The organism is Xanthomonas sp. NCPPB 2922, assembly GCF_041520885.1.
Lineage (GTDB): Bacteria > Pseudomonadota > Gammaproteobacteria > Xanthomonadales > Xanthomonadaceae > Xanthomonas > Xanthomonas campestris.
In genome coordinates this window covers 94,229-117,453 of record NZ_JBGOFY010000010.1, presented here as the reverse complement: position 1 = coordinate 117,453, position 23,225 = coordinate 94,229, and the positions used below count along the sequence as shown (strand labels likewise).

18 protein-coding genes, 1 pseudogene and 1 riboswitch are annotated in these 23,225 nt (G+C 66.1%); of the genes and pseudogenes, 7 read left to right on the top strand and 12 right to left on the bottom strand.

The genetic code is table 11. The features are described 5' to 3' along the window. Positions 1 to 5: 5 nt before the first annotated feature. Positions 6 to 260: pseudogene (locus ACD584_RS12955) on the bottom strand (carboxylesterase family protein); the annotation flags it as partial. 143 nt (positions 261 to 403) lie between these two features. Here ACD584_RS12955 and ACD584_RS12950 point away from each other — a divergent pair. After that, positions 404 to 742 (top strand): hypothetical protein, encoded by a 339-nt coding sequence (locus ACD584_RS12950; protein WP_012438983.1) that lies wholly within the window; start codon positions 404 to 406, stop codon positions 740 to 742. A gap of 1,068 nt (positions 743 to 1,810) precedes the next feature. On the opposite strand, the gene gcvP is transcribed toward ACD584_RS12950, so the two are convergent. Further along, positions 1,811 to 4,684: an aminomethyl-transferring glycine dehydrogenase gene (gcvP, locus tag ACD584_RS12945; RefSeq protein ID WP_175611553.1), complete on the bottom strand. Its 2,874-nt coding sequence runs from the start codon at positions 4,682 to 4,684 to the stop codon at positions 1,811 to 1,813. Between the two features lie 90 nt (positions 4,685 to 4,774). Continuing rightward, a riboswitch (glycine riboswitch) is annotated at positions 4,775 to 4,889 on the bottom strand. A 269-nt stretch (positions 4,890 to 5,158) separates the two neighbouring features. Here gcvP and ACD584_RS12940 point away from each other — a divergent pair. Then, a complete protein-coding gene (locus ACD584_RS12940) occupies positions 5,159 to 6,412 on the top strand; it encodes a multidrug effflux MFS transporter (RefSeq protein WP_076036205.1) in 1,254 nt (417 codons plus the stop codon). A gap of 16 nt (positions 6,413 to 6,428) precedes the next feature. Next, a complete protein-coding gene (locus ACD584_RS12935; RefSeq protein WP_011269939.1) occupies positions 6,429 to 6,830 on the top strand; it encodes a hypothetical protein in 402 nt (133 codons plus the stop codon). 707 nt (positions 6,831 to 7,537) lie between these two features. Here ACD584_RS12935 and ACD584_RS12930 read toward each other — a convergent pair. The 5 genes from ACD584_RS12930 to ACD584_RS12910 form a co-directional block, all read right to left on the bottom strand. After that, on the bottom strand, positions 7,538 to 9,469 hold the full coding sequence (locus tag ACD584_RS12930) for an XVIPCD domain-containing protein (RefSeq protein WP_175611552.1): 1,932 nt from the start codon (positions 9,467 to 9,469) through the stop codon (positions 7,538 to 7,540). 129 nt (positions 9,470 to 9,598) lie between these two features. Continuing rightward, positions 9,599 to 11,617 (bottom strand): M2 family metallopeptidase, encoded by a 2,019-nt coding sequence (locus ACD584_RS12925; protein ID WP_076036204.1) that lies wholly within the window; start codon positions 11,615 to 11,617, stop codon positions 9,599 to 9,601. 116 nt (positions 11,618 to 11,733) lie between these two features. Continuing rightward, entirely contained in the window at positions 11,734 to 13,389 is a 1,656-nt protein-coding gene (locus ACD584_RS12920) for a phosphoethanolamine transferase (RefSeq protein ID WP_076036203.1), read from the bottom strand. Continuing rightward, positions 13,386 to 14,156: a phosphatase PAP2 family protein gene (locus ACD584_RS12915; protein ID WP_076036202.1), complete on the bottom strand. Its 771-nt coding sequence runs from the start codon at positions 14,154 to 14,156 to the stop codon at positions 13,386 to 13,388. Before ACD584_RS12915 ends, ACD584_RS12920 begins: the two co-directional genes overlap by 4 nt. A gap of 100 nt (positions 14,157 to 14,256) precedes the next feature. Further along, complete coding sequence (locus tag ACD584_RS12910) at positions 14,257 to 16,023, bottom strand: glycosyltransferase family 39 protein (protein ID WP_175611551.1); 1,767 nt, start codon at positions 16,021 to 16,023, stop codon at positions 14,257 to 14,259. Between the two features lie 103 nt (positions 16,024 to 16,126). Between ACD584_RS12910 and ACD584_RS12905 the strand changes: the two genes are divergently transcribed. Then, positions 16,127 to 16,846 (top strand): response regulator transcription factor, encoded by a 720-nt coding sequence (locus ACD584_RS12905; RefSeq protein ID WP_042595113.1) that lies wholly within the window; start codon positions 16,127 to 16,129, stop codon positions 16,844 to 16,846. Next, a complete protein-coding gene (locus ACD584_RS12900) occupies positions 16,839 to 18,122 on the top strand; it encodes a HAMP domain-containing sensor histidine kinase (RefSeq protein ID WP_012438974.1) in 1,284 nt (427 codons plus the stop codon). Before ACD584_RS12905 ends, ACD584_RS12900 begins: the two co-directional genes overlap by 8 nt. A gap of 33 nt (positions 18,123 to 18,155) precedes the next feature. On the opposite strand, the gene ACD584_RS12895 is transcribed toward ACD584_RS12900, so the two are convergent. From ACD584_RS12895 to ACD584_RS12875, 5 genes are all read right to left on the bottom strand, one after another. After that, on the bottom strand, positions 18,156 to 18,647 hold the full coding sequence (locus ACD584_RS12895) for a hypothetical protein (RefSeq protein ID WP_372357291.1): 492 nt from the start codon (positions 18,645 to 18,647) through the stop codon (positions 18,156 to 18,158). Positions 18,648 to 18,740: 93 nt separating this feature from the next. Next, positions 18,741 to 18,998, bottom strand: a complete 258-nt coding sequence (minE, locus tag ACD584_RS12890) for a cell division topological specificity factor MinE (protein WP_011036323.1) — start codon at positions 18,996 to 18,998, stop codon at positions 18,741 to 18,743. 2 nt (positions 18,999 to 19,000) lie between these two features. Then, a complete protein-coding gene (gene minD, locus ACD584_RS12885; RefSeq protein WP_011036324.1) occupies positions 19,001 to 19,810 on the bottom strand; it encodes a septum site-determining protein MinD in 810 nt (269 codons plus the stop codon). A 36-nt stretch (positions 19,811 to 19,846) separates the two neighbouring features. Next, complete coding sequence (gene minC / locus ACD584_RS12880) at positions 19,847 to 20,596, bottom strand: septum site-determining protein MinC (RefSeq protein ID WP_012438972.1); 750 nt, start codon at positions 20,594 to 20,596, stop codon at positions 19,847 to 19,849. A gap of 3 nt (positions 20,597 to 20,599) precedes the next feature. Then, on the bottom strand, positions 20,600 to 21,196 hold the full coding sequence (locus ACD584_RS12875; protein WP_011036326.1) for a GNAT family N-acetyltransferase: 597 nt from the start codon (positions 21,194 to 21,196) through the stop codon (positions 20,600 to 20,602). Positions 21,197 to 21,349: 153 nt separating this feature from the next. Between ACD584_RS12875 and ACD584_RS12870 the strand changes: the two genes are divergently transcribed. Both ACD584_RS12870 and ACD584_RS12865 read left to right on the top strand, forming a co-directional pair. Then, positions 21,350 to 22,546, top strand: coding sequence for a sensor histidine kinase (locus tag ACD584_RS12870; RefSeq protein WP_011036327.1), 1,197 nt, complete (start codon positions 21,350 to 21,352; stop codon positions 22,544 to 22,546). After that, on the top strand, positions 22,546 to 23,187 hold the full coding sequence (locus ACD584_RS12865; protein ID WP_011036328.1) for a response regulator transcription factor: 642 nt from the start codon (positions 22,546 to 22,548) through the stop codon (positions 23,185 to 23,187). The genes ACD584_RS12870 and ACD584_RS12865 overlap by 1 nt, the downstream gene beginning before the upstream one ends. Positions 23,188 to 23,225: the final 38 nt, after the last annotated feature.

Sequence of the window (23,225 nt, the reverse complement as noted above, 5' to 3'; positions counted from 1 at the left end):
AGCGATCAGTGAGAGGGTGGTGCAGGCACCGGCACGGCAGTGGGCAGCGGGCGCGTTGCAGCCTTGGCCTGCGCATCCCAGAACGTGCAGCGATGCTGTGCGGCGAAGTCCGGCGTGGGCCCGATCCTGCCGGGCGACAGTGTCAACGGCGTGTCGCCATCGAAGCGTGGCCAGGCTGGACGCCAGCCGCCATTGGGATCGCCGCTGCGCGCGAAGGCGCCCCAGTAATCCTGCAACGTGTTGGCAAGCGCGTGCTGCGCAACGTGAACTCCGGTGTTACCAATTTAAAATACGCGCCCCTGCTCCAGCCCTGTCCATGCGCTGAATGCATCCTGCGTATCGCGTATGGCACCACGGATCTGTAGTTAAATGATGATCCCTCTAATCACACTTCGAGAATAACGTGAAGAAAATCTACCTAACCGTTGCGCTGCTGGCATTGGCGATCAGTTCCAATGCCGCGCTTGCACAGGAACCAAGTTTTTACGATTGTCAGAATAAGCGGATCCGAATGAGCATCCCGTCTATGCCCCTGGGCGAGGCCGTTGCTCGGTTCACAGAGCTGACACATTGCCCGGTGTCGATCGATGCTGACGAAGTCGCGAATACAGATGTGCATGAAATTCCGACTTTTGCCGTAAAAGGTAAGCTGACTCCCCGCAAAGCACTCGCTTTGATGCTCTCGAGTTCTCCGTTGAAGGCAAAGGAGATCAAGGGCGGATTCTCCATTTACCAAAACTAAAGAATTAAAATAAGATAATGTAAAGGGTGCTCACCGCGGCGTGTAAAGTGGGGCTCGGCGGTATCAAAATGGACGGTACTCTGTAGCTGGGAAATCGAGCGTCATCGAATCGGTGTAGCTTCGGGCGGAGCCGTTTTCCCATAATCCGTTTGCATCCGATGCCGCTGAGCACCCGTGGCGCTGGCACAGAAACTTTGGCTCGGGGGCGTGATGCGTGCCCAGTGCATGTGAAATGTCAACCGCAATAGACTGAATGGCGCACCCGGGTCGTCGAACTTCGTAGGCGTACATCGGCACGCGGGTACGCAGCAGCTGGTCCAGCGTCGGGTGGTGCAGGCGGATCCGCGATGTGTGACTGGATTTGCACGATCTGTAACAAGTTTGCAGCTGCACGCCAGCGCGACTGCGCCGCCATGTGCGCATACTGCGCCAGGACCGGTGCCTGCGCGGCATACATGCGTTTTACGCGCACCTTGTAGCCGCTTTGCAGGGTTCAACTTGTTGGCGTAGTAAAGCAATTGCGCAAACGGGCGGCCCTCAGTGCGATTGCTGCCGATCAACAACAACACTTGGAGCTGCCGCGCCTGGGCACTGGCCGGACCTGGCGGTGCGGGCAGTACATCGCCACCGCGCATCGGCGTCCAGGCCGGTCAGTCCGCGGCGCTGCAGTTCGGCATCGGCCGGGGTCTCGGCGGGCAGCTGGCGCAGGCACGCGGCAACATCACATGTGCGTGCGCTGCCCAGTACATCAGCCCTCTGTGCGTCACCGCGCCCGGCATCGCTGCGTGCGACGGTTGAGTCGCCAGTCGGGCAGCTGCGGCTTTGCAGAATCGCGCGCTGCCGGCTTCTGTTGGGCGATCTTGGCGCTACTTGGCTCGGATGCCATGCGCGGACCGTGGTGACAGGCCAGCGCGCAGGATTTTTCTCTTCCGTACTCGTGCAAGACAGCGAGACTATGCCGCGGCGGCTGCGACGCATGCTGCTGCATCCCACGTTCAAGACACTAAAAAACCCGGCCACGCTACACGCGGCCGGGTTTGAGTTCAGCCAAGGGCAGCGTTGCGGCGCTTACGCCACCACATCGTCCTTGTACGCATCCACCGGGATGCAGGCACACATCACGTTCTTGTCGCCGTAGACATTGTCCACGCGGCCCACCGGCGGCCAGTACTTCTGCTGCTTGAGCGAGGGCAGCGGGAAAGCGGCCAGCTCGCGCGGATAGGCATGCGTCCACTCACTGGCCGAGACCTGCGTGGCGGTGTGCGGGGCGTGCTTGAGCGGGTTGTCCTCGCGATCCAGGCGGCCGTCTTCGATCGCGCGGATTTCTTCGCGGATCTGGATCATCGCGTCGATGAAGCGGTCCAGCTCGTGCTGCGATTCACTTTCGGTCGGCTCCACCATCAAGGTGCCGGCCACCGGGAAGCTCAGCGTCGGCGCATGGAAGCCGAAGTCGATCAGCCGCTTGGCGATGTCCTCGGCGCCAATGCCGCTGGTCTTTTCCAGCGGGCGGATGTCGAGAATGCACTCGTGCGCCACCAGCCCGTTGCGGCCGGTGTACAGCGTCTTGTAGTGCGCGCTCAAACGCTTGGCGATGTAGTTGGCGTTGAGCAGGGCGACCTGGGTCGCCTTGCGCAGGCCGGCACTGCCCATCATGGTCACGTACATCCAGCTGATCGGCAGGATGGAGGCGGAGCCGTAGCTGGCTGCACTGACCATGCCGACATCGCCTTCGCCGCCCAGCGTGCGCGGCAAAAAGGGTGCGAGGTGCGACTTCACCGCGCACGGGCCCACGCCCGGCCCGCCGCCGCCGTGCGGAATGCAGAAGGTCTTGTGCAGGTTGAGGTGCGACACGTCCGAGCCCCACTTGCCGGGCTTGGCCACGCCGACCAGGGCGTTCATGTTGGCGCCGTCGGTATACACCTGGCCGCCGTGCGCGTGCACCGCTTCGCAGATCGCCACCACGTCTTCTTCGAACACGCCGTGCGTGGACGGGTAGGTGATCATCAGCGCGGCCAGGCGGTCGGAATACTTCTCGGCCTTGGCGCGGATGTCATCGACATCGACATTGCCGTTGGCATCGCACTTGGTCACCACCACGGTCATGCCGCACATCTGCGCGGAGGCCGGGTTGGTGCCGTGGGCGGATTCGGGAATCAGGCAGATGTCGCGGTGGGCTTCGTTGCGCGAGCGGTGATAGGCGCGGATTGCCAGCAGGCCGGCGTATTCGCCCTGCGCGCCGGAATTGGGCTGCAGGCTCACCGCGTCGTAGCCGGTGCATTCGACCAGCATCGCTTCCAGTTCTTCGATCAGCTGCGCATAACCGGCCGACTGCTCCGGTGGTGCCAGCGGATGGATCGCGCCGAACTCCGGCCAGGTCACCGGGATCATCTCGGCGGTGGCGTTGAGCTTCATGGTGCAGCTGCCCAGCGGGATCATGGTGCGATCCATGGCCAGGTCCTTGTCCGCCAGCGAGCGCATGTAGCGCAGCAGTTCGTGTTCGCTGTGATGGGTGTTGAACACCGGGTGCTGCAGGAACGCGCTGGTGCGGCGCAGGCCCTGCGGCAGCGCGTCGGCGGTGGCGGCATCCAGCGCATCGATATCCGCCTGGGCACCGAACAGCTGCGCCAGTGCCACCACATCGGCGCGCGTGCTGGTTTCGTCCAGGCTGATGCCGACCGCTTCGCTGTCGATCGCGCGCAGGTTGATGCCGGCCGCACGTGCCTTGGCGTGGATGGCATCGGCATCGATCGCCTTGACGTGCAGGGTGTCGAAGAAATGCTCGCCCACGGTGACGCCCGCGCTGCGCAATGCGGCCGCCAGGATCGCCGCCAGGCGATGGGTGCGGCGGGCAATGCGGGTGAGACCATCGGGGCCGTGGTAGACCGCGTACATCGAGGCCATCACCGCCAGCAGCACCTGTGCGGTGCAGATGTTGGAGGTGGCCTTTTCACGACGAATGTGTTGCTCGCGCGTCTGCAGCGTGAGGCGATAGGCCGGGTTGCCGGCGGCATCGATCGACACCCCGATCAAGCGGCCCGGCATCGAGCGCTTGTAGGCATCGCGGCAGGCCATGAAGGCCGCATGCGGGCCACCGAAGCCGAACGGCACGCCGAAGCGCTGCGAGTTGCCCACCACGATGTCCGCGCCCCATTCGCCCGGCGCGGCGATCAGCGTGAGCGCCAGCAGATCGGTGGCCACGGCGACCAGGCCGCCTTGCGCGTGCACGGCATCGGCCAGCGCGGCGTGATCGCCGATGTGGCCGAAGCTGTCCGGGTACTGCAGCAGCACGCCGAAGCAATCGGCCTGCAGCGCTTCGTCCGGCGTGCCCACACGCAGCACGATGCCCAGCGGCTCGGCGCGCGTGCGCAGCAGTTCCTGGGTCTGCGGGTGCACTGCGTCGTGCACGAAGAACGTATCGGACTTGGACTTGGCCGAGCGCTTGGCCAGCGTCATCGCTTCGGCTGCGGCGGTGGCTTCGTCCAGCAGCGAGGCATTGGCGATCTGCATGCCGGTGAGGTCGGCGCACATGGTCTGGAAATTGATCAGCGCTTCCATGCGGCCCTGCGAAATCTCGGCCTGGTAGGGCGTGTAGGCGGTGTACCAGGCCGGGTTTTCCAGGATGTTGCGCAGGATCACCTTCGGCGTATGCGTGCCGTAATACCCCTGGCCGATGAACGTGCGCTGCACCTGGTTCTTGCTGGCAATGGCGCGGATCTTGGCCAGCGCTTCTTCTTCGGTGATCGCATCGGGCAGCGCCAGCGCGGCCGGCGACTTGATGTTGGACGGCACGATGGCGTCGGTCATCGCATCCAGCGAGTCGTGGCCGACCACGCCCAGCATCTGCGCGATTTCCGCGTCGTTGGGGCCGATGTGGCGTTCGACGAACGCGCTGTGGTGTTCGAGGTCGCGCAGGGAAGACGGAGTCTGGGACATGGCGGGCATCCGGGGCAGGGGGCATGCGAAAGGTCGGAAGCACCACGACCGGCATGACGCGCATACGCGCACCACGACCTGCCGCACTGGCGGTCTTCCTCGCGCCCCTCTGTCCTTTTGCCTGAGAGTTTAAGAACGCGGCCTGGCCTGTGGCCTGCCTGCGTTCCGTGCCCCTTCGGCGCCGGAGTGAACCGGTCTCTCCAGAGTTGTGTTGAAGATGGTATCGGGCCTGAGCGATTACGGGCTGTTGCGCCTTCGGCAGCGGCAGTGCCGCTTCTCCCACCGTGTTGCCGGCCAATTATAGCCTGCGCCCAAGCCGCCGGCGCGCCGCACCACGCTGCCGCGGCAGGGGCGCTGCGCTCGGGTTTGCTTAACCTTGCCGGGGCGAACACCTATCATCTGCGGCCCTGTGTGCATCCAGTCCCGCCGCCGACGCGGCCCCTGACGTGCACACTCCGCTGTACCCGCTTTCCGGATCCCGGCATGACCCCGACCACGCCCTCCACCCGTCGCATGGCGCTGCTGCTCGCCGGCCTGGCGATGTTCGGCCCGTTTTCCATCGACACCATCTTCCCGGCGTTCTCCCAGCTCAGCCGCAGCCTGGCGGTGGACGAGGTGGCGATCCAGCAGACCATCAGCGTCTATCTGCTGGCCTACGGGCTGATGAGCATCGCGCACGGGCCGCTCTCCGACGCCTGGGGCCGCAAGCGGGTGATCCTGGGCGGGCTGGTGCTGTTCATCGCCGGCACCATTGGCTGCGCGTTGTCGCGCGATCTGCCGACGCTGCTGGCCTTCCGCGCGCTGCAGGGCTTGTCGGCCGGCGTGGGCATGATCGTGGGGCGCGCGGTCATCCGCGACCTGTTCCAGGGCCACGACGCGCAGCGCCTGATGAGCCAGGTGTCGATGATCTTCGGCATCGCCCCGGCGATCGCGCCGATCATCGGCGGCTGGATCCTGCTCAGCGGCGCCGGCTGGCCGCTGATCTTCTGGTTCCTGGCGGTGTTCGGGCTGGTGCTGCTGATCGCCACGGTGACCTGGCTGCCGGAAACCCACCCGGTGGAGGCGCGCACGCCGCTGCAGCTGCGCCGCCTGCTGCATGACTACGTGCGGATCGGCTTCAACCCACGTTTCCAGCGCCTGGCCGCGGCCGGTGCGTTCAACTTCGCCGGCATCTTTTTGTACATCGCCTCGGCGCCGGTGCTGGTGATGCGCCACCTGCACCTGGGCGAGGGCGATTTCGCCTGGTTGTTCATTCCCACCATCGGCGGCATGACCCTTGGCTCGTTCCTGTCCGGGCGCATGGCCGGGCGGATGGATCCGGTGCGGCAGGTACGCATTGGCTTCATCTGCTGCGGTGTGGCGGCGCTGGTCAACCTTGGCTACACGCTGGCGGTGGCGCAGATCAGCCTGCCGTGGGCGGTGCTGCCGATCTTCCTGGCCGGGCTGGGCATGGCGCTGATCTTCCCGATCCTGGCGCTGGCGGTGCTGGACATGTACCCGCAGCAGCGCGGCCTGGCCTCCTCGCTGCAGGCCTTCACCCAACTGATGACCAATACCGTGGTGGCCGGGGTGCTGTCGCCGCTGCTGAGTGAACACCCGCGGCATCTGGCGTTCGGCATGACCGGCTTTTTCTTGCTGGTCTGGCTATTCTGGCGCTGGGAGCGCCGCAGCGGCCGCCGCTTGCGGCGCCGCCAGGCTGCCGAGGCACTGCCTCTGGAGCCGGCCGACCATCTTTGACCCCACAGGAGCCTGCATGTCCACCGATTCCAAGCTGCGCCGCGATGCCCGCAAGCGGGCCACCGAGCGCGCGCGCAACCAGGCCGCTGCCAACCCCGCGCCGGTCTCGCCGATCGAACCGCATGCCGAACTGCGCGACCAGCAACGCACGCTGCTGGCCGGCATCGTGCGCCGCGACGGCGAGTGGGTGCTGGGCATGGATGGCCGCATCGCCGGCGAAAGCACCAGCGCCGCGCAGGTGCTGGCCCTGATCATGCGAGCGGCCGAACTGCACGAACGCCAGGGCACCCCCGTGCGGCTGACCTATTCGGACGCCCTCAAGGACGCCGCGCACGCCGAGGCCGCTGCGGACGGCATGGAATTCGAGCAGTTCAAGACCAAGCTAAGCGAGCGCTTGCAGGGCGCGAAGCTCAACTGACCTGCGGTACAAGCGCGCGTTGCGGGCGCTCTTGGTTTCGGGCGCTGTTGTAGGAGCGCGCTTGCGCGCGAGGGCTTTCCCGGTAACGCCCCATCGCGCGCAAGCGCGCTCCTACGATGGTCGGGACGATGATTGGTCTAGCGTTTGCGATTGCTGGGGCGTAGAGCTCGATTGAGTCACGTTGCGTGCGCGCCTTTCGCCCCCGCGACAGCGCGACAGCGCGGTGAGTGTGCTTGCGTCGCAATCGGCTGCGTTGATCAGCGTGAACACGGCAGCCCAAGCAAAACCGCTGTGGTAGGAGCGCGCTTGCGCGCGAGGGCTTTCCCGGTGACGCACCATCGCGCGCAAGCGCGCTCCTACGATGGTCGGGCAATGATTTGTCTAGAGCGTTTGCGTTTGCTGGGGCGTGGAGCTCGATTGAGCCACGTTGCCTGCGCGTCTTTCGCCAACGCGCCAGCGCAGTGAGGTTGCTCGCGTCGCAATCGGCTAAGTTGATCAGCGTGAACACGGCAACCCAAGCAACACCGCTGTTGTAGGAGCGCGCTTGCGCGCGAGAGGCTTTCCCGGTACCGCCCCATCGCGCGCGCGCGCGCTCCTACGACAGCCCTGCAACTGCCCGAAGGGTCGCTACGTCGCTGCCTTTGCGATCCAGCAAAGGCAGCGACGCAGGCGTGGCCACGACGCTGCCACTGAACCCGCTAACGCAGTCAACGCGCCTGCGAATGCCGCACCGACTCCTGCTGCGTTGCCTGCTCCAATGCGGCAGCATCGCGCTCGGGTGCTGGTCCCAATGCCTGCAAGCGCTGCAGGCTGGCTTCCACCGGCGCTTCCTGCGCCGCCTTGGCGTCGAAGCTGCCGCGCAGGTGCGCCGGTGAATCGAGCGCGCCCTGGACCACGAAGCCGCGGGCCGGGTCGTTCCCGAGCAGCACGTGGTCGACGCGCTGTAGCCCATGCTCACGCGCGGCCACCAGCGATCCCAGTGCCAGACGCTCGCTGTCCATGCCCGGCGTGGGGCCATGCGCGCCTTCCAGTCGCCCTACGGCGGCGGTGCATTGCTGCAGCAGCCCATGGTCCGGATGCGCAGGGTCGCGCGGATCAGGCACTGCCGCGGTTGCGGCCGCCGGGCGCGGTGCCACATCGGCGTCGATGCGTTGCAGCCGGCCGTCGAACTGGCCGTCGGCGCCGTCTGCGATGCGTTGCAGGCGCTCGGCAAAGGCCGCAGGCTGCCCGCCCACATTGCGCGCCAGCGCGATGGCGAATTGCTCGGTGTCGGATGCCTGGCCGTTGCCGACCAGTAGTGCCAACGGGCTCGCGCCGATCTTGTTGGCCGTGGCGGCGGTCTGGGTCTGCTGCAGCAACGCCTGCATCTGCTGCTCGTTGAACACCAGCGTGGTTTTCTGCCCGGCCTGAATTGCGCCTGTGCCCGCCATGTCGCCGCTGATCGCGCTATTGAGCGATTGCGCCATGGCTTTTTCTTCGCTGGCCTCGTTGCGGCCGCCCAGGCGTTGCATCAGCCCAGGGGTGGCAACGTCGCCGTCGATTTCGAAACGGTAGCTGCGCTCCTGCACGCGTTCGACATTGTTGCCGTCGTAGTGGCGCAGCACTGTCAGTGGCACGTTATCGCCGTATTTCAGCTGCTGCACCACGGCGTAGCCGTCCTGGCCGGGTTCACTGATGCGGATCTGGCTGCCTTCATTGCGGGCGCCCCCCAGATCGGCGTCGAGCGGGCCCAGTTGCAACTGCATGCGCTGCTGCGAACTGAAACCGATCCGCTCCAGCGTCTGGATCTGATCCACGCCGGGCGTGCCGGGCGCAACCTCGCCCGTGCGCGCAAACGCCGTCATGGCGTCGACGGCGCGTGGATCGGCCAGGTCGAACTGCGCGCTCTGCACACGTGAAGTGCCAAGGCGATCGGTGCGGCCAACCAGGGCCTGCGCGGGGCCGGCCTTGAGTCCGATTGCGTTGGCCGCTTCGATGGCGTCATTGGGGCCGGTGACCACGCGCACGTGGCGTTCGTCCACGCGTTCGATCAGATAGCTGCGGCCGCTGGCTTCGGTGATCTTGCTCTGCATCGCAACCTGTTGCAGGTCCGCCTTGACCTCGCGCTGTGCGAAGGCCTGGCTATCGAGCACTGCACGAGCGCCCACCGGCAAGCTCTCCGGTTGCAGCGGGTTTACCTGCGTGGCTGCGTCCAGTGATTGATCGGCGCCAGGCAGCGTCAGCGTGTAGCGCATGCGCTGGCCGGCAGCCACGCCGGCTTCCAGGTTCAACGTGCCGTTGCCGAGTTTGGTCTGCCGGCTTTGCTGCAAGCCGGTCTGCGCGTCTGCTTCCAGGCTGAAGGTGGTGGTCTTTGCATCGGCATCGCTGACCACGCCCAGGCTCTGCGAGCTGGCGCTGCGCAGGCTGGTTTCGCCCAGCGGCTGCCTCGCATTGCCGCTGCTCTGCTGCGTGCTCTGCGTGTGCTTGACCGACTGTTCGCCCGGGTTGAGACCCAGGCTGCGGCCACCCGGCCCGTTGGCCGCGAATTCGGTGCCAGTGCTGCCGTAGGTTGGATCAAACGCGCCTTGCTGCGCGTCTGCAATGATCTGTGCATCGCGATCCGCATCGTGCGGACCCGGGCCAGTGGAGGCCTGGTTCATCGGATTGCTCCTTGCATGCTGCGCTGACGCAGCGGGGGCCGAAGTATATCGCCGAGGTTTTTCGCGATTATCAACAGGTCGTTATGTGGCTGCCGGGATCCGGCAACCGCATGACGTCACGCACGTGGATCAGCGCGTCGAAGGCGCCGGCGTTGCCGGCGGCGTTGCAGTAGTGCCCTTGGCCTGCCACCCGCACATCTGGCCCTGGTTCTGCTGTTTGAGCCATTCCTGCATCGGTGCGAAATATTCCAGCATCGGGCCGGCATCGAGGGTGTCGTTGCCGGTCACTTCCTTCAGCGTGGTCTGCCAGGGCTGGCTGGAGCCACGTTGCAGCATCGACCAGAATTTCTGGCCGGCTTCCTTGTTGCCGTAGAAGCTGCATTCGTACAACGGGCCCTGGTGGCCGGCGGCATCGCACAGGCCCTTGTAGAACTGGAATTGCAGGATGTGCGCGAGAAAATAACGGGTGTAGGGCGTGTTGCCGGGCACGTGGTATTTGGCGCCCGCATCGAAGAAGTCCTCGCCGCGCGGGCTCACCGGTGCCACGCCCTGGTAGGTGGCCTTCAACTCCCACCAGGCCTGGTTGTAGCGTTCCGGGGGAATCGAGCCGTCGAACACGCCCCAGCGCCAGCGGTCGATCATCAGCCCGAACGGCAGAAACGCCACCTTGCTCAGCGCCATGCGCATCTGCGAATTGATCAATGCCTCGCGCCCGCTCTGCTGCTCGCCAACCATGCCGATCGACTGCAGATACTTGGGCGTCATCGCCAGCACGATGGTGTCGCCGATGGCTTCGTGGAAGCCGTCGTTGGCGCCGTTCTGGAACAGCGGCGGCAACGGGTTGTAGGCCATGTCGTAATAGATGTGGCCAAGCTCATGGTAGATGGTGGTGAAGTCTTCTTCGGTGGGGCGGATGCACATCTTGGTGCGCACGTCCGGGCCGGTGCCCGCGTTCGGCTCGCCACCCATGTTCATGTCCCACGCGCTGGCGTGGCAGACCACGTCGCGGTCCAGTGGCTTGATGAACTGCGAGCGTTGCCAATAGGTGTCCGGCAACTTCGGCATGCCCAGCGACGTGTAGAAATCCTGCGCGCGTTCGGTCATCTGCTGGGCAGTGCGCAGTTGCGCGTCGCGCTCGGCGAGAAAGCGTGCAGCTGCGCCGCCATCGCCACCGGTATTGCGCGCCAGCGCGGCGCTCAGGTTGCCCTGGTACTGTTTTTCCAGTGCCGAGGTGATGTCCAGGTCGCCCGCACCGGGATAGGGCTGCAGCAGATCCCACAGGTTGCTCCAGTCCTGCTGCCACATGTTGCCCATCAGGTGCGCGGGCAGCATGCCGCCGGCCACCTCGCCCTTGTCCTTGCCGTACTGCGTGTCCAGCTTGCCGCGCGCGTAGCATTGCAGCTGGGTGTACAGCGGTTTGAGCTGTTCCCACAGGCGGTCGGTTTCGCTGGCCAGTTGCGCCGGCGGCATGTCGTAGCCGCTGCGCCACATCGCACCGACATCGGCAAAGCCCATGCCACGTGCACCGTCGTTGGCGAGCCCGACAAAGCGCTGGTAGTCCTTGCGCATTGGTTGCGCGGTGGCGTGCCAGCCCTGCCAGGCCTGCAGTTGTTCGTCGTAGTCGCGGCTGCGTGCCAGCACTTGTTCGAGCTCGCCCAGCTGGCGGCAACGGCGTTGTTCGCCGTCACCGGTGCAGGCGCTGCCCGCGCCGTAGTCGCCTTCCATCTTGGCGGCGATACGCGTGAGTTCGGCCAGCTTGGCCGGGTCGCGCGGGGCGGGCAGGGCGCTCATCAGCTTGAGTAATTGCAGCGCACGCGCGCTGTCGGCGGACATCGGGGTGCCGGCGTACTGCTTGGATTGGTCGATCCAGCGATCCAGCTGGCTCAGCGCGCGCTCGTTGGCCTTGGCCGCCAGCAACTGCGAGTCGCCGTTGATGTAGGTCGACGACAGCCACTGCGCGGCAGTCATTTCCGGATACGCCGCCTTGTACTCGGCACTGATGCGCGCCACGAACTGGTCGGCGCTTTCGCTGGGTGCGGTCTTGGTGGTGGCGGGCTTGGGCGTCGGCGCCGCATCCTGGCGGCATGACGACAGCGACAACGTACCGGCGGCAACGGCGAGCGCCAGCAACAGCAGACGAGGATTCACGGGTGGTCCTTGCGGTGAAGTCCGGCGAAGGCTAGAGCGCGCCGGGGTTCAGGGCAAGCAAAAGCGCCATGCGTGGTGCATGGCGCGGTGAATCGGCAACGTACGCGGCGCCGGGCTCAGCTGGTGCAGCTGGCGAACACGTCGCGCTCGCGGGCGTAGACACTGGTCTTGACCTGCAGCAGGCCGAGCACCGAGGGAAACAGCGCGTCCTGGTCGGTGTACTGGCCGGCGCGATGGCGCAGGCAGGCTTCGTCCAGACCACGGTCGCGGGCGAACTCCGGCGAAAACCACATCACCATCGGCACGTGGGTCTGCTCCTTGGGCGCGATCGCATACGGCACGCCATGCAGATACAGGCCTTTTTCGCCCAGCGATTCGCCGTGGTCGGAAAGGTAGATCATCGCGGTGTCGTAGTCCGGCATCCCACGCAGCGCGTGGATGGCCTGGGCGAGGAAGTGATCGGTGTAGGTGATGGAATTGTCGTAGGCATTGACGATCTGCTGGCGGCTGCAGCTGCCCAGGTCGGAGGTCTTGCACACCGGTTTGAAGCGTTCGAACGCAGCCGGGTAGCGTTCGAAATAGCTCGGCCCGTGGCTGCCCAACTGGTGCAGCACCACCACGCGATCGCCTGGCTTGGCACGCACCTGCGCGGCCAGATCGCCGAGCAGGATCTCGTCCATGCAGCGCCCATCGGCGCACAGGCCCGGGGTGGTGGCATTGTCCAGTTGTTCGATCTGCAAGCCGTCGCACACGCCCTTGCAGCCGGACTGGTTGTCGCGCCACAGCGTGGAGATGCCGGCGTGTTCGAGCACATGCAGCAGCGACTGATGGCCGCGGATCATGTCTTCGTTGTAATCGCGCCGGCCGAACGGGGAAAACATGCACGGGACCGAGACCTCGGTGCTGGTGCCGCACGAATGCATGTCCGGGAAGTTGATCACCCCGGCCTGCGCCAGCTCCGGCGTGGTCTGGCGCGCGTAGCCATTGAGCCCCCAGTTCTGCGCACGTGCGGTTTCGCCCAGCACCACCAGCAACAGGCGCGGGCGGCTGCCGGCCGCGCGCGGCGTGGCCATCGCATCATGCTCGACCGGCTGCTTGGGCGCATGCTTGATCGGCGAATCGGATTTGAAGTTCTGCTTGAGTGCCACCAGGTAGTTGATCGGCGTGGCCAGATAGCGCACTTCGCGGTGGTTACGCATCAACGCGGAGATGTCCTGGAACGAGAGCAGCGCGCCCAGCATTCCGCCCACTGCCATCACGACCAGAAAACCGACCCGAATCAACCAGGTCTTGCTCAAGCTGCGGGTCCCTACACGCGCACGCCACAGCAACGTGGCCGGGATGGCGAAGTAGCACAGCAACGGCAGGATCAACCCTGGCGTCAGCAACTCGCGCGATTCCTTGTGATCGGTATGCAGCACGTTGCGCAGCATGTCCGCGTCCAGATAGACGTTGTAGCTGTCCATGTAGTGCGCGGCCAAGGCGGTGGTGAGCAGCAGCACGGTCAGCAGCGGCTTGGCATTCCAGCGCCACACCAGCAGCCCCAGCACCAGCGCATTGACCGCCACCAGCAAGGCCATCAGCGAGGCGGCGAAGCCCAGGCTGCCCGGGTGGGTCGCCATGGCGGTGCGCCAGAACACCTGGTTGCAGACCAGGGCGAAGAACAGGCTGCTCAGCAACACCAGCATCTCGGTGGAGACAGTGGGGCGCGTGCTCCAGCTCAGCGCGTGCAGGCGCGTGCGCCAACGCGGGTGCGGCAGCCAGGTGCTCATTGCTCACCTCCCGACAGCACCAGCATGCGCAGCGGTTGCCGCGGCGGCGCCAGCAGCAGCCAATACAGACCCAGTGCGGTCAACCAGCACACGCCCAGCGACCACAGGTCGTGCGAGAGGAAATGCGCGCCGCGCAGCTGCTGCGACACGCCGAACACCGCCCCGGCGGCCAGCCCGGTCAACAGCGCTGGCCAGCGCCAGGCCGGGCGCAGCGCCAGTGCGCAGAAGTACAGCGCCACCCACGCATAGCCGGCGCTGGCATGGCCGGCCGGAAAGCAACCGGAGGCATGCAGGCCGTGCCGCGAGGCGAACAAGCCGATCAACGGATGCGTGCCGCCATAGCGGCTCAGATCCCACGGGCAGTCCATCGCCGTCCACGACTTCAGCAGCGACACCAGCGTGGTGGACAGCGCCACCGACGCCGCCAGGTAGGTCAGCGGCCAACGCAAGGCACGTGCGCCCGGACGCGCCCGCGACCATGCCAACACCGCCATGCCCAGCACCACGACAGCCGCAACCGTGCTCAGCCACTTGCCGCCGCGATGCACCAGCTGGCTGGTGAACCACTGCTCCTTCAACAGCCAGTGCCCACCTTCCAGCCGATACAGCGCGTCGGCCACCCACTGGTCGCCGCCGCCGAGCATCAGCAGCGCGCTGATCGCCAGCAACGCCGCCAGCGGCAGCCACAGGTGCACCAGCAGAAAGCGGGTTTGCCAGCTGGTGGCGGTGCGTGCCAGCGCAGGCGCATGAAGGGGGAGCGTTGTCATCGAAAGATCCGGACCATTGCAATGGCCGGCATCTTCGAAAGCGGCGTGTCGGAAAGCGGTCGGACCCGGGTTGGACCGGCGTTAAGCGCACTGTGTTGGTTCAGTCTGTGTCGGTGTCGGCATCTGCGCCTTCCGCGGCGGAGCCTGCAGCGTTGCACCCCGCGTGCCATGCCGTGCCTGGCACCAATTGCCACTGATTGCGATTCGATTCGCCGATCTCCACCACCTGCGCGCGCGCCACGCAGGCCGGTACCGCCTGCTTGAGCACGAACAACCAGCGCCGCTGCGGCGCCTGCGCCAACCACGGGCCGGCCTGCGCCCACTGCGCCTGCCAACTCGCCTTGAAGCCGAAGTCGGTGACCGGTCGGTCGGCCTGCAACAGGTTCTGTTCCTTCCACGCCAGCATGCCCAGCTCGGCGTGCGGGCCGATGCGCTCGCCCACGCGCTGCATCAGCGCCGCAGATGAACTATAGGGGTCCAATGCCGGCATCACGCCCAGGCCGGTGACCGTCCACAACGCCGCGGTGGCGGCGACCAGCGCGCTGCCGGCGCGCCTGCCGCGTGCCCAGGCCACCAGTCCGAGCGCGACAAGCCCCAGACCTATCAGCCACACGCTCATGGTCTGCAGCGATGCCAACGCGATGCCACGTTGCAGCGCGCTGCGTTCGGCCCAGTGCAGGTGCAGGCCGATACCGCCGCCCAGTGCCAGCGCCGCCACGCCCAGCAACAGCACATAGCCAAGCAGCAGCCGCTGCACGCCACGGCGTCGCAACAGGCCAGGCAGCAGCGGGGCGGCGGCGACGCACAACGCCGGCAGCATCGGGAAGATGTAGACCTCGCGCTTGCCCGGGCTGGCACTGAAGAACACCAGCACCAGCAGGCTCCACGCCAGCAGCAACAGCAGGCGTGGGTCGCCGCGGCGCAGCCGGCGCCACCACGCCGGCACCAGCCACGGCAGCAGCAGGCAGCCCGGCAACCACAGCGTGGCGATCACCTGCAGGTAGTACCAGAACGGTTTGACGTGATGCCATGCGTGCGCATAACGCGTGCCGGTCTGCTTGAACAACAACTCGTGCGCATAGGCATGCAACGCCGGGTCGGGGCTGTGCAGCAGGGCGATGCCCAGCGGCCCCAGCCACACCGCGGTGCCGGCCACAAACGCCGGCAGCACCAGCAGCCAGCTGCGCCCGGCCAGCGCCCGCGCCGGCAGCACGCTGGGGTGACGGCGTGGCAGCGCCATCCACGGCAGCAGCACCAGCAGCGGCAGAAACCCCACGCCCTTGGTCACCGTGCCCACGCCAGCAGCACAGAGCCCGATCACCCAGGCGCGCCAGTCCGGCCCGCGCAGCAGATGACGCAGTAACCCCCACAGCGACAGCGTGGTCAGCGCCACCAGCACCATATCGATCTGCGCGCGCTTGGCCATCAGCCCGAACTGCAGCACGGTGAACAGCGACAGCACCGCATAACGCGCGACACGTCGGTTCCAGAGCCGCCGGCTCAGGTCCCAGGTCAGCCACAGCGTGAGCAATGCGGCCAGCAACGATGGCAGCAGGAAGGCGATCGGCCAGTGCGGCACAAGTTCGTAGCTGGCCGCCTGCAACCACATGAACACCGGCGGTTTTTCCGCATACAACTCGCTGCCCCGGTGCGGGAGCAACCACTGCCCGGTCTCCACCATGGTGCGTGCGGCCAGCACGAAGCGTGGTTCGTCCGGCGGGTTGGGTTGGCGCAGGCCCAAGCCGGCCAGCAGCGCAACGACGATCAACGCCAGCGCGGCAGCCAGGGCGGGTTTGCGCGACAGCGCGGCGGAAACGGCAAACGGCACACGGGCGCCTTGGTCGAAACGGTGCAGGACGATGCCCATGCGCGTGTCGGAAGGATGTCGGAATTCACCCGATCGCCGCCGCCGCCGTGGCTCGGCTAGGATGCGCACACTTGTCCGTGCCGCGGACGCCCCGGAGACCGCCATGCGCCTGCTGGTCATCGAAGACAACCGCAACATGGTCGCCAACCTGTTCGACTATTTCGAAGCGCGCGGGCACACCCTGGACGCGGCGCCCGATGGCATCACCGGGTTGCATCTGGCCACCACCCAGCACTACGACGCGCTGGTGCTGGACTGGATGATGCCGCGCATGGACGGGCCGGAAGTGCTGCGCCGGCTGCGCGAGCAGCATCAGTCCGAGCTGCCGGTGATCATGCTCACCGCGCGCGACGAGCTGCCCGACAAGATCGCCGGGTTCCGCGCCGGCGCCGACGACTATCTGACCAAACCCTTTGCACTGCCCGAGCTCGAAGTGCGTCTGGAAGCGCTGCTGGCACGCGCGCAGGGGCGCCGCCGCGGCAAGCTGCTGCAGGTGGCCGACCTGCGCCTGGATCTGGCCACGCTGGACGCCACCCGCGCCGGCCAGGCGCTGCATTTGTACCCGGCCTGCCGCAAGTTGCTGGAGATCCTGATGCAGGCTAGCCCCGCCGTGGTCACCCGCCAGCGCCTGGAGCAGGCGCTATGGGGCGACGATCCGCCCGATGGCGACATGCTGCGCTCCCACATCTACGAACTGCGCCGCAGCGTGGATGGCCCGTTCGCGCAAAAGCTCATCCACACCTTGCCGCGGCTGGGCTACCGGGTGGCCGCGCTGGAAGCCGCCGATGACGCCGCCACTGCCACCGAGTACACCGATGGCTAAGCATCGCCCGCTGGGCCGGCGCGTGCTGGTCTGGCTGTTCGGCTACACCTTCCTGATGGTGCTGGCCGTGTTCGGCACCGCGCAATACCTGCATGAACGCGCCGAGCATGGCGTGTGGCGCTCGCTGCTCAATTCGGAACTGGACAGCATCCTGGACCGCAGCGCGCAGGATCCGGGCTATCGCTGGCAGGATTCGGACACCTTGCGGCTGTTTCGCGTGGACGGCAGCGCGCAGGTGCCGCCGGCGCTGCGCAGCTTGCATCCCGGGCTGCACGACGATCTGGAGATCGCCGGCCGCCAGAGCGCGGTGATGGTGCGCGACACCACGCATGCCGGCCGCCTGGCGCTGGTGCTGGACATCACCGACTTCGAAGCACTGGAACACTTCCTCACCCGCTGGATGCTGGCCGCCGGCATCGCCTTGATCGCCATCACCGTGTTGATGGGCACATATGCGATGGCGCGGCTGGTGCGCCCGCTGGTGGATCTTGCGCGCGACATCGGCGCATTGCGCCCGGAACGGCGCGACCAGCGCATCGCGGTGGGCCCGCAAGGCAGCACCGAGTTGTACGTGATCGCCGATGCCCTCAATGACTATCTTGAACGCAACGGCCAGTTCGTCGAGCGCGAGCGCGCCTTCATCGACAGCGCCAGCCACGAACTGCGCACGCCGATCGCGGTGATCGGCAACGCCGCCGAGCTGGCGCTGGAGCAACCGGACACGCCCGCCGTGGTGCGCCATCAACTGCAACGCATCGCGCAGACCAGCGGCGCGGTGGAACAGCTGATCACCTTGTTGCTGGTGCTGGCCAAGGACCCGGGCCGGCTGGTGCGTAGCAGCGACACGCTGCGCCTGGATCAATTGCTGCCGGAGATCGTGGCCGACCATGCGCATCTGTGCGCCGACAAGGACCTGCAACTGCAGGTCGCACCGCTGCCACCGTGCAGCCTGGTGGCGCCGGTGGCGATCGTGCAGACCGCCATCGGCAACCTGTTGCGCAACGCGATCGAGAACAGCGATCGCGGCATCATCCATATCGCGCTGGCGTCACCGGGCGTGGTGCAGATCACCGATCCCGGCCACGGCATGACGCCGGAAGAAATCAGTGCGATCTATGCGCGGCTGGCACGCGGCAACGCGCGTCAAGGCAACGGGATCGGCCTGGAATTGATCGGCCGCCTCTGCGAGCACCTCGGCTGGCACCTGCGCCTGGATTCCAGTGCGGGGCAGGGCACGGTGGCCACTCTGGATCTCAGTGGCGCGACCCTGACCTAGCGCGCACCGCCGCGTTCGAACGCGGCACACCCATCACCCCGGCAACAGGCCGCGCGCAAGCAGCCAGCTGCGCGCATTCTCCGCATCCTGCTCGAACCAGGCGCGGGTCGATCCCAGCCGGTAGGTGTAGCCCCAGCTGTCCATGTCGGCCATCAGGCGCGCACTGCCCACGCTGGGCAACTGCGCGGCCAGCAGGATCTGCAGATAACAGGTGGCGTCTTCTTCATCCACCGAATCGGTGGCATCGGTATGCACCGCGGCACGCTTGTCCGGCGGCAGCACGATCAGGTGCCCGGCCTCGTGCAGCATCGAATGCACCGGCGTGTCGTCGCGCACATACACATCGCAACCGATGATGCCCGCTTCCGGCTCACCCCAGAAACTGCCGGGAATCGGCGCATCCGCGTCCACATGCTGCAGGCGCAATCCGTACCGGGCCAGTAGGGCAGCGGGCGCGTCCAGGCCGATATCGCCCACGCACAACACGGCATCGGCGGCAGGCAGGGAAGAGGGGGAGATGCTCACGCGCAGGGCTCGCGGTAGATGCTGGCCGCGGCAGGGCGCGGCGGCAGGTGGACCACAACAGCACGGCACCGTGCGCACACGGTGCCGTGCAGCTTACTTGTCGCCGTCTTCCGGCAGGGCGACGGTGATGTCGAGCACATCGTGCTCGCCATCCTTGACCAGATCCACCCGTACCGCATCGGCATCGATGTTGACGTACTTCTTGATCACTTCCAGCAGTTCGCGCTGCATCAGCGGCAGATAATCCGGCCCACCGCGATGGTTACGTTCCTGCGCGATGATGATCTGCAAACGGTTCTTGGCCGTCTCGGCGGTGTTCTTCTTGCTCTTGAGAAAATCGAGCAGGCCCATGCTTACCCTCCGAACAGCTTGCTGAAGAAGCCTTTCTTCTCCACGGAAATGAATCGCATCGGGCGCTCTTCGCCCATGATGCGGGCGACTGCGTCGTCATACGCCTGGCCTGCCGGGGACTCGCCATCCAGGATCACCGGCTCGCCCTTGTTGGAGGCATTGAGCACGTCGCCGGATTCGGGAATCACGCCGATGGCCTTGAGCCCCAGCACTTCTTCCACGTCGGTGATGCTGAGCATCTCGCCGCCTTCCACGCGGCCCGGGCTGTAACGGGTCAGCAGCAGGAAGGCCGGCACGTTCTTGCCTTCCTCGGCCTTGCGGGTCTTGGAATCGAGCAGGCCGATGATGCGGTCGGAGTCGCGCACCGAAGACACTTCCGGGTTCACGACCACCACCGCGCGGTCGGCGAAATACATCGCCAGGAACGCGCCTTTCTCGATACCCGCCGGCGAATCGCAGACGATGTATTCGAAGCCGTCGGCGGCCAGGTCCTTGAGCACCTTTTCCACGCCTTCCTGGGTCAGCGCGTCCTTGTCGCGGGTCTGCGAGGCAGCCAGCACGTACAGGTTGTCAAAGCGCTTGTCCTTGATCAGCGACTGCTTGAGCGTGGCTTCGCCATGCACGACGTTGACGAAGTCGTACACCACGCGCCGCTCGCAGCCCATGATCAGGTCCAGATTGCGCAGACCGACGTCGAAGTCGATGACGGCGACCTTCTTGCCGCGCCGTGCCAGCCCGCAGGCCAGGCTCGCGCTGGTGGTGGTCTTGCCAACGCCGCCCTTGCCGGAGGTGACTACGATGATTTCAGCCAAAGGATTTCTCCGAAATATTTCTGTGGTTGGGCTGCGTCAATCCAGCGCAGCGATCTTGATCTGATCCTGCTCCAGCCAGACCTGGACGGCCTTGCCACGCAGGTCCATGGGAACATCGTCCAGCACCTTGTAGTGGCCAGCGATGGCAACCAGTTCGGCGTGGAAGTCGCGGCAGAAGATGCGCGCGTCCGGGTTGCCCTGAGCGCCGGCCAACGCGCGGCCACGCAGGGTACCGTAGATATGGATGCTGCCGTCGGCGATCACCTCGGCGCCGGCCCCCACCGTACTGAGTACGGTCAGGTCGCAGTTCTCCGCGTACAGCTGCTGGCCCGAGCGCACCGCGTTGCGTTGCATGCGGCCCGGCGCCGGCCGCGCCACGGGGGCGGCCGGTTCGGCGCGTGCAGGCGGTGGCGGGGGAGGCGGCGGTGGGCTGACCGCGGCGGTTTCGTACTGGGCGCGGAACTTGGCCAGCAACGGGATGCCGAGCTGCTGCGAGAGCAGGTCGATCTCGCTGGTGCCATAGGCCAGGGCCACCGGCAACACGCCGGCGCTGCGCAAGCCATCGAGCAAGGCCTTGGCGGTGGCCAGGTCCGGGGTCTGCGCCAGGCCGCCGAAGTCCAGGATCACCGCCGCGCGGCCGAACAGCTTCGGCGCGCGGGTCACCCGGTCCTGCATCTCGCGCACTAGACGCGGCACATCCAGGGTGCGGATGCGCAGGTTGGCAATGCCCACCTGGCCGATCTTCAGTTCGCCGGCCTGTTCAAAATCCACATTCACACTCGACACGCCTCAGGTCCCCGTCGAACGGTTGTCGGCGGCGGCGTGCCGCGGCCGTCCCACCCAGGGCAGCTCTTCGGGCAGCTTGCCGGCATAGGTCTCCTTGACCCACGGGTAGCTGCACATGTCTTTCATGAGCATGCTGGCGCGCACTTCCACGTCGGCCATGGTGTTCTGGCCCACTTCGCGAAAGCCGAAGCTGCCATGGAACAGCAGCGCCGCATCGGCGCCATGGTCCAGGAACACCTCGCAGGCCAACTGCGGGTAGCGCAGTTCGGTGTAGCTCTGCACGTCCGCATAGAACGCACGGCCGACACCACCGCCACGGCGGCGGCTGGCCACCACGATGCGGTCGATATAGAAGAACTCCGGGTGACGGTCCCGGAACCAGGCGAAATTGCTGCTGTCATGAGCACTGCCACTGCCGAAACCGACCAGGAAACCGGCCAGGTTGCCGTCGCGCTCGGCGACGCGGAAGTATTCGGCCTGCTCGTAGAAACGCTGCAGTTTGGTTGAATCCAGCGGCAGGATCGCCAGTCCGGCATTGTTGTTCAGGGCCAGGACGGAATCGAGCTCGTGCTCGCGCACGTCGCGGATGACGATCGACATTGGGACTCCGTGGGGTAACGCTATCGACCCGAAATCGGATCTGCGTCGGATTATTACATGGCAGGCCTGAAGCGGCGACCTGACGTGACGACCATCGGCATGCATGACTTCCGGCAAGAGGGCAGCCGCAGGCGTTACGCCTAAGATGCGTGCATGTTGGGATACCTCAGTCATACGCGCGTCCTGCGCTTCGCCGGCCTGTTCACCTGGGCGATGATCGCCATGCCGTTGGTGTACACGTATTGGCCCGCCGCCGAAGAGGGAGACCATCGCAGTGCGGCGGAAGGTCTGCTGATGTCGACATTCTTCGTTGGCTTTGGCGCCAGCTACTTCTGGCTGACCCGTGGTTTGAGGGGGGGCGGACACGCCCATTGGTACGACCGGCTGATCCTGCTGCTGCTCACGATCTTTGCGCTGGCGGTCAGCTATCTGAGCGGAACCGGGCTGGGCAGCATCCTGATGATGGTGGCCGCCGGTGTGATCCCCTGGTTGCTACCGCTGCGTATCGGGGTGGCCTGGCTGGTGCTCAGCCAGCTGGCGGTGCTGCCAGTTTTCTATTATTTGCGCCCGGATTTCACCTTGTTCGCTGCGTTGATGCAGTCGCTGCTGTACGGCGGCTTCTCGATGTTCATCTTCGTGACCAGTCTGGTCGCGCGTCAGCAGACCGATGCGCGCGAAGAACAGCGCCGCCTCAACGCCGAACTGCGTGCCACCCGCGCCCTGCTGGCCGAAAGCGCCCGCATCAACGAGCGCACCCGCATCTCGCGCGAGCTGCATGACCTGCTCGGTCATCACCTCACCGCGCTGAGCCTCAATCTGGAAGTGGCCGGCCACATCACCGAAGGCCAGGCCCAGGAACACGTACGCCAGGCCCATACCCTGGCCAAGCTGCTGCTCACCGATGTGCGCGAAGCGGTCAGCCAGCTGCGCGACAGCGGCGCCATCGATCTGGAAGCGGCGCTACGCCCATTGGTGACCCAGGTGCCGTCGCTGGATATCCATCTGGACATCGGCCAGCCATTGACCCTGGACGACCCCGAACGCGCGCATGTGCTGCTGCGCTGTACCCAGGAAATCATCACCAACGCGGTGCGCCACGCCGGCGCGCGCAATCTGTGGATCCAGGTGCGCCGCGATGCGGACACCGTATTGATCGATGCGCGCGACGACGGCCAGGGTGCCGACGCGGTGGCGCCCGGTAATGGCCTGCGCGGCATGCGCGAACGCCTGAACCAGTATGGTGGGCAGCTCGAGATTCAAACCCGGCGGGGTGACGGCTTTTGCCTGCGCATCTCCGTTCCAGGCGCGCCGGCACTGATGCCCGCGGCCATTACTCAAGGAGTGTCGTGATGATCCGTGTGTGCCTGGTCGATGACCAAACCTTGGTACGGCAGGGCATCCGCTCGCTGCTGGCCCTGGACGCCGGGATCGAGGTGGTGGCCGAGGCGGCCGATGGCCGGCAGGCGGTGGAGCAGATTCCGCAGATCCAGCCGGACGTGGTGCTGATGGACATGCGCATGCCGGTGATGTCCGGCCTGGAAGCGCTGCAGATGCTCTCGCGCAACGGCACCTTGCCGCCGACCATCATCCTGACCACCTTCGACGACGACCAGCTGGTGCTGGCCGGGCTCAAGGCCGGCGCCAAGGGCTACCTGCTCAAGGACGTTTCGCTGGAGCAATTGGTCGGCGCGATCCGCACCGTGGCCGACGGCGGCTCGCTGGTGCAGCCGGCGGTGACCCAGCGCCTGCTGTCGGGCCTGGAGCACATGCGCAACGAGTTCGTCAGTCTCGACCGGCCCGACCCGCTCACCGACCGCGAGACCGAGATCCTGCGCCTGATGGCCAGCGGCTTTTCCAACAAGGAGATCGCCAATTCGCTGGGCGTGGCGGAGGGGACGATCAAGAATCACGTGTCCAACATCCTGTCCAAGCTGGGCGTGCGCGACCGTACCCGGGCGGTGCTGAAGGCGTTCGAGCTGCAGCTGGTCTGAGCCACAGGATGCCCGGCCCGGCGCAGCGCGCCGTGCGT

What these genes read in the sequence shown, in the direction of transcription:
- ACD584_RS12865 (WP_011036328.1), top strand. Translation starts at nt 22,546, where the DNA reads ATGATCCGTGTGTGCCTGGTCGATGACCAAACCTTGGTACGGCAGGGC.
- minE (WP_011036323.1), bottom strand. Translation starts at nt 18,998, where the DNA reads ATGGGCCTGCTCGATTTTCTCAAGAGCAAGAAGAACACCGCCGAGACG.
- ACD584_RS12870 (WP_011036327.1), top strand. Translation starts at nt 21,350, where the DNA reads ATGTTGGGATACCTCAGTCATACGCGCGTCCTGCGCTTCGCCGGCCTG.
- ACD584_RS12940 (WP_076036205.1), top strand. Translation starts at nt 5,159, where the DNA reads ATGACCCCGACCACGCCCTCCACCCGTCGCATGGCGCTGCTGCTCGCC.
- ACD584_RS12930 (WP_175611552.1), bottom strand. Translation starts at nt 9,469, where the DNA reads ATGAACCAGGCCTCCACTGGCCCGGGTCCGCACGATGCGGATCGCGAT.
- ACD584_RS12915 (WP_076036202.1), bottom strand. Translation starts at nt 14,156, where the DNA reads ATGACAACGCTCCCCCTTCATGCGCCTGCGCTGGCACGCACCGCCACC.
- ACD584_RS12905 (WP_042595113.1), top strand. Translation starts at nt 16,127, where the DNA reads ATGCGCCTGCTGGTCATCGAAGACAACCGCAACATGGTCGCCAACCTG.
- ACD584_RS12920 (WP_076036203.1), bottom strand. Translation starts at nt 13,389, where the DNA reads ATGAGCACCTGGCTGCCGCACCCGCGTTGGCGCACGCGCCTGCACGCG.
- gcvP (WP_175611553.1), bottom strand. Translation starts at nt 4,684, where the DNA reads ATGCCCGCCATGTCCCAGACTCCGTCTTCCCTGCGCGACCTCGAACAC.
- ACD584_RS12935 (WP_011269939.1), top strand. Translation starts at nt 6,429, where the DNA reads ATGTCCACCGATTCCAAGCTGCGCCGCGATGCCCGCAAGCGGGCCACC.
- ACD584_RS12875 (WP_011036326.1), bottom strand. Translation starts at nt 21,196, where the DNA reads ATGTCGATCGTCATCCGCGACGTGCGCGAGCACGAGCTCGATTCCGTC.
- ACD584_RS12900 (WP_012438974.1), top strand. Translation starts at nt 16,839, where the DNA reads ATGGCTAAGCATCGCCCGCTGGGCCGGCGCGTGCTGGTCTGGCTGTTC.
- ACD584_RS12910 (WP_175611551.1), bottom strand. Translation starts at nt 16,023, where the DNA reads ATGGGCATCGTCCTGCACCGTTTCGACCAAGGCGCCCGTGTGCCGTTT.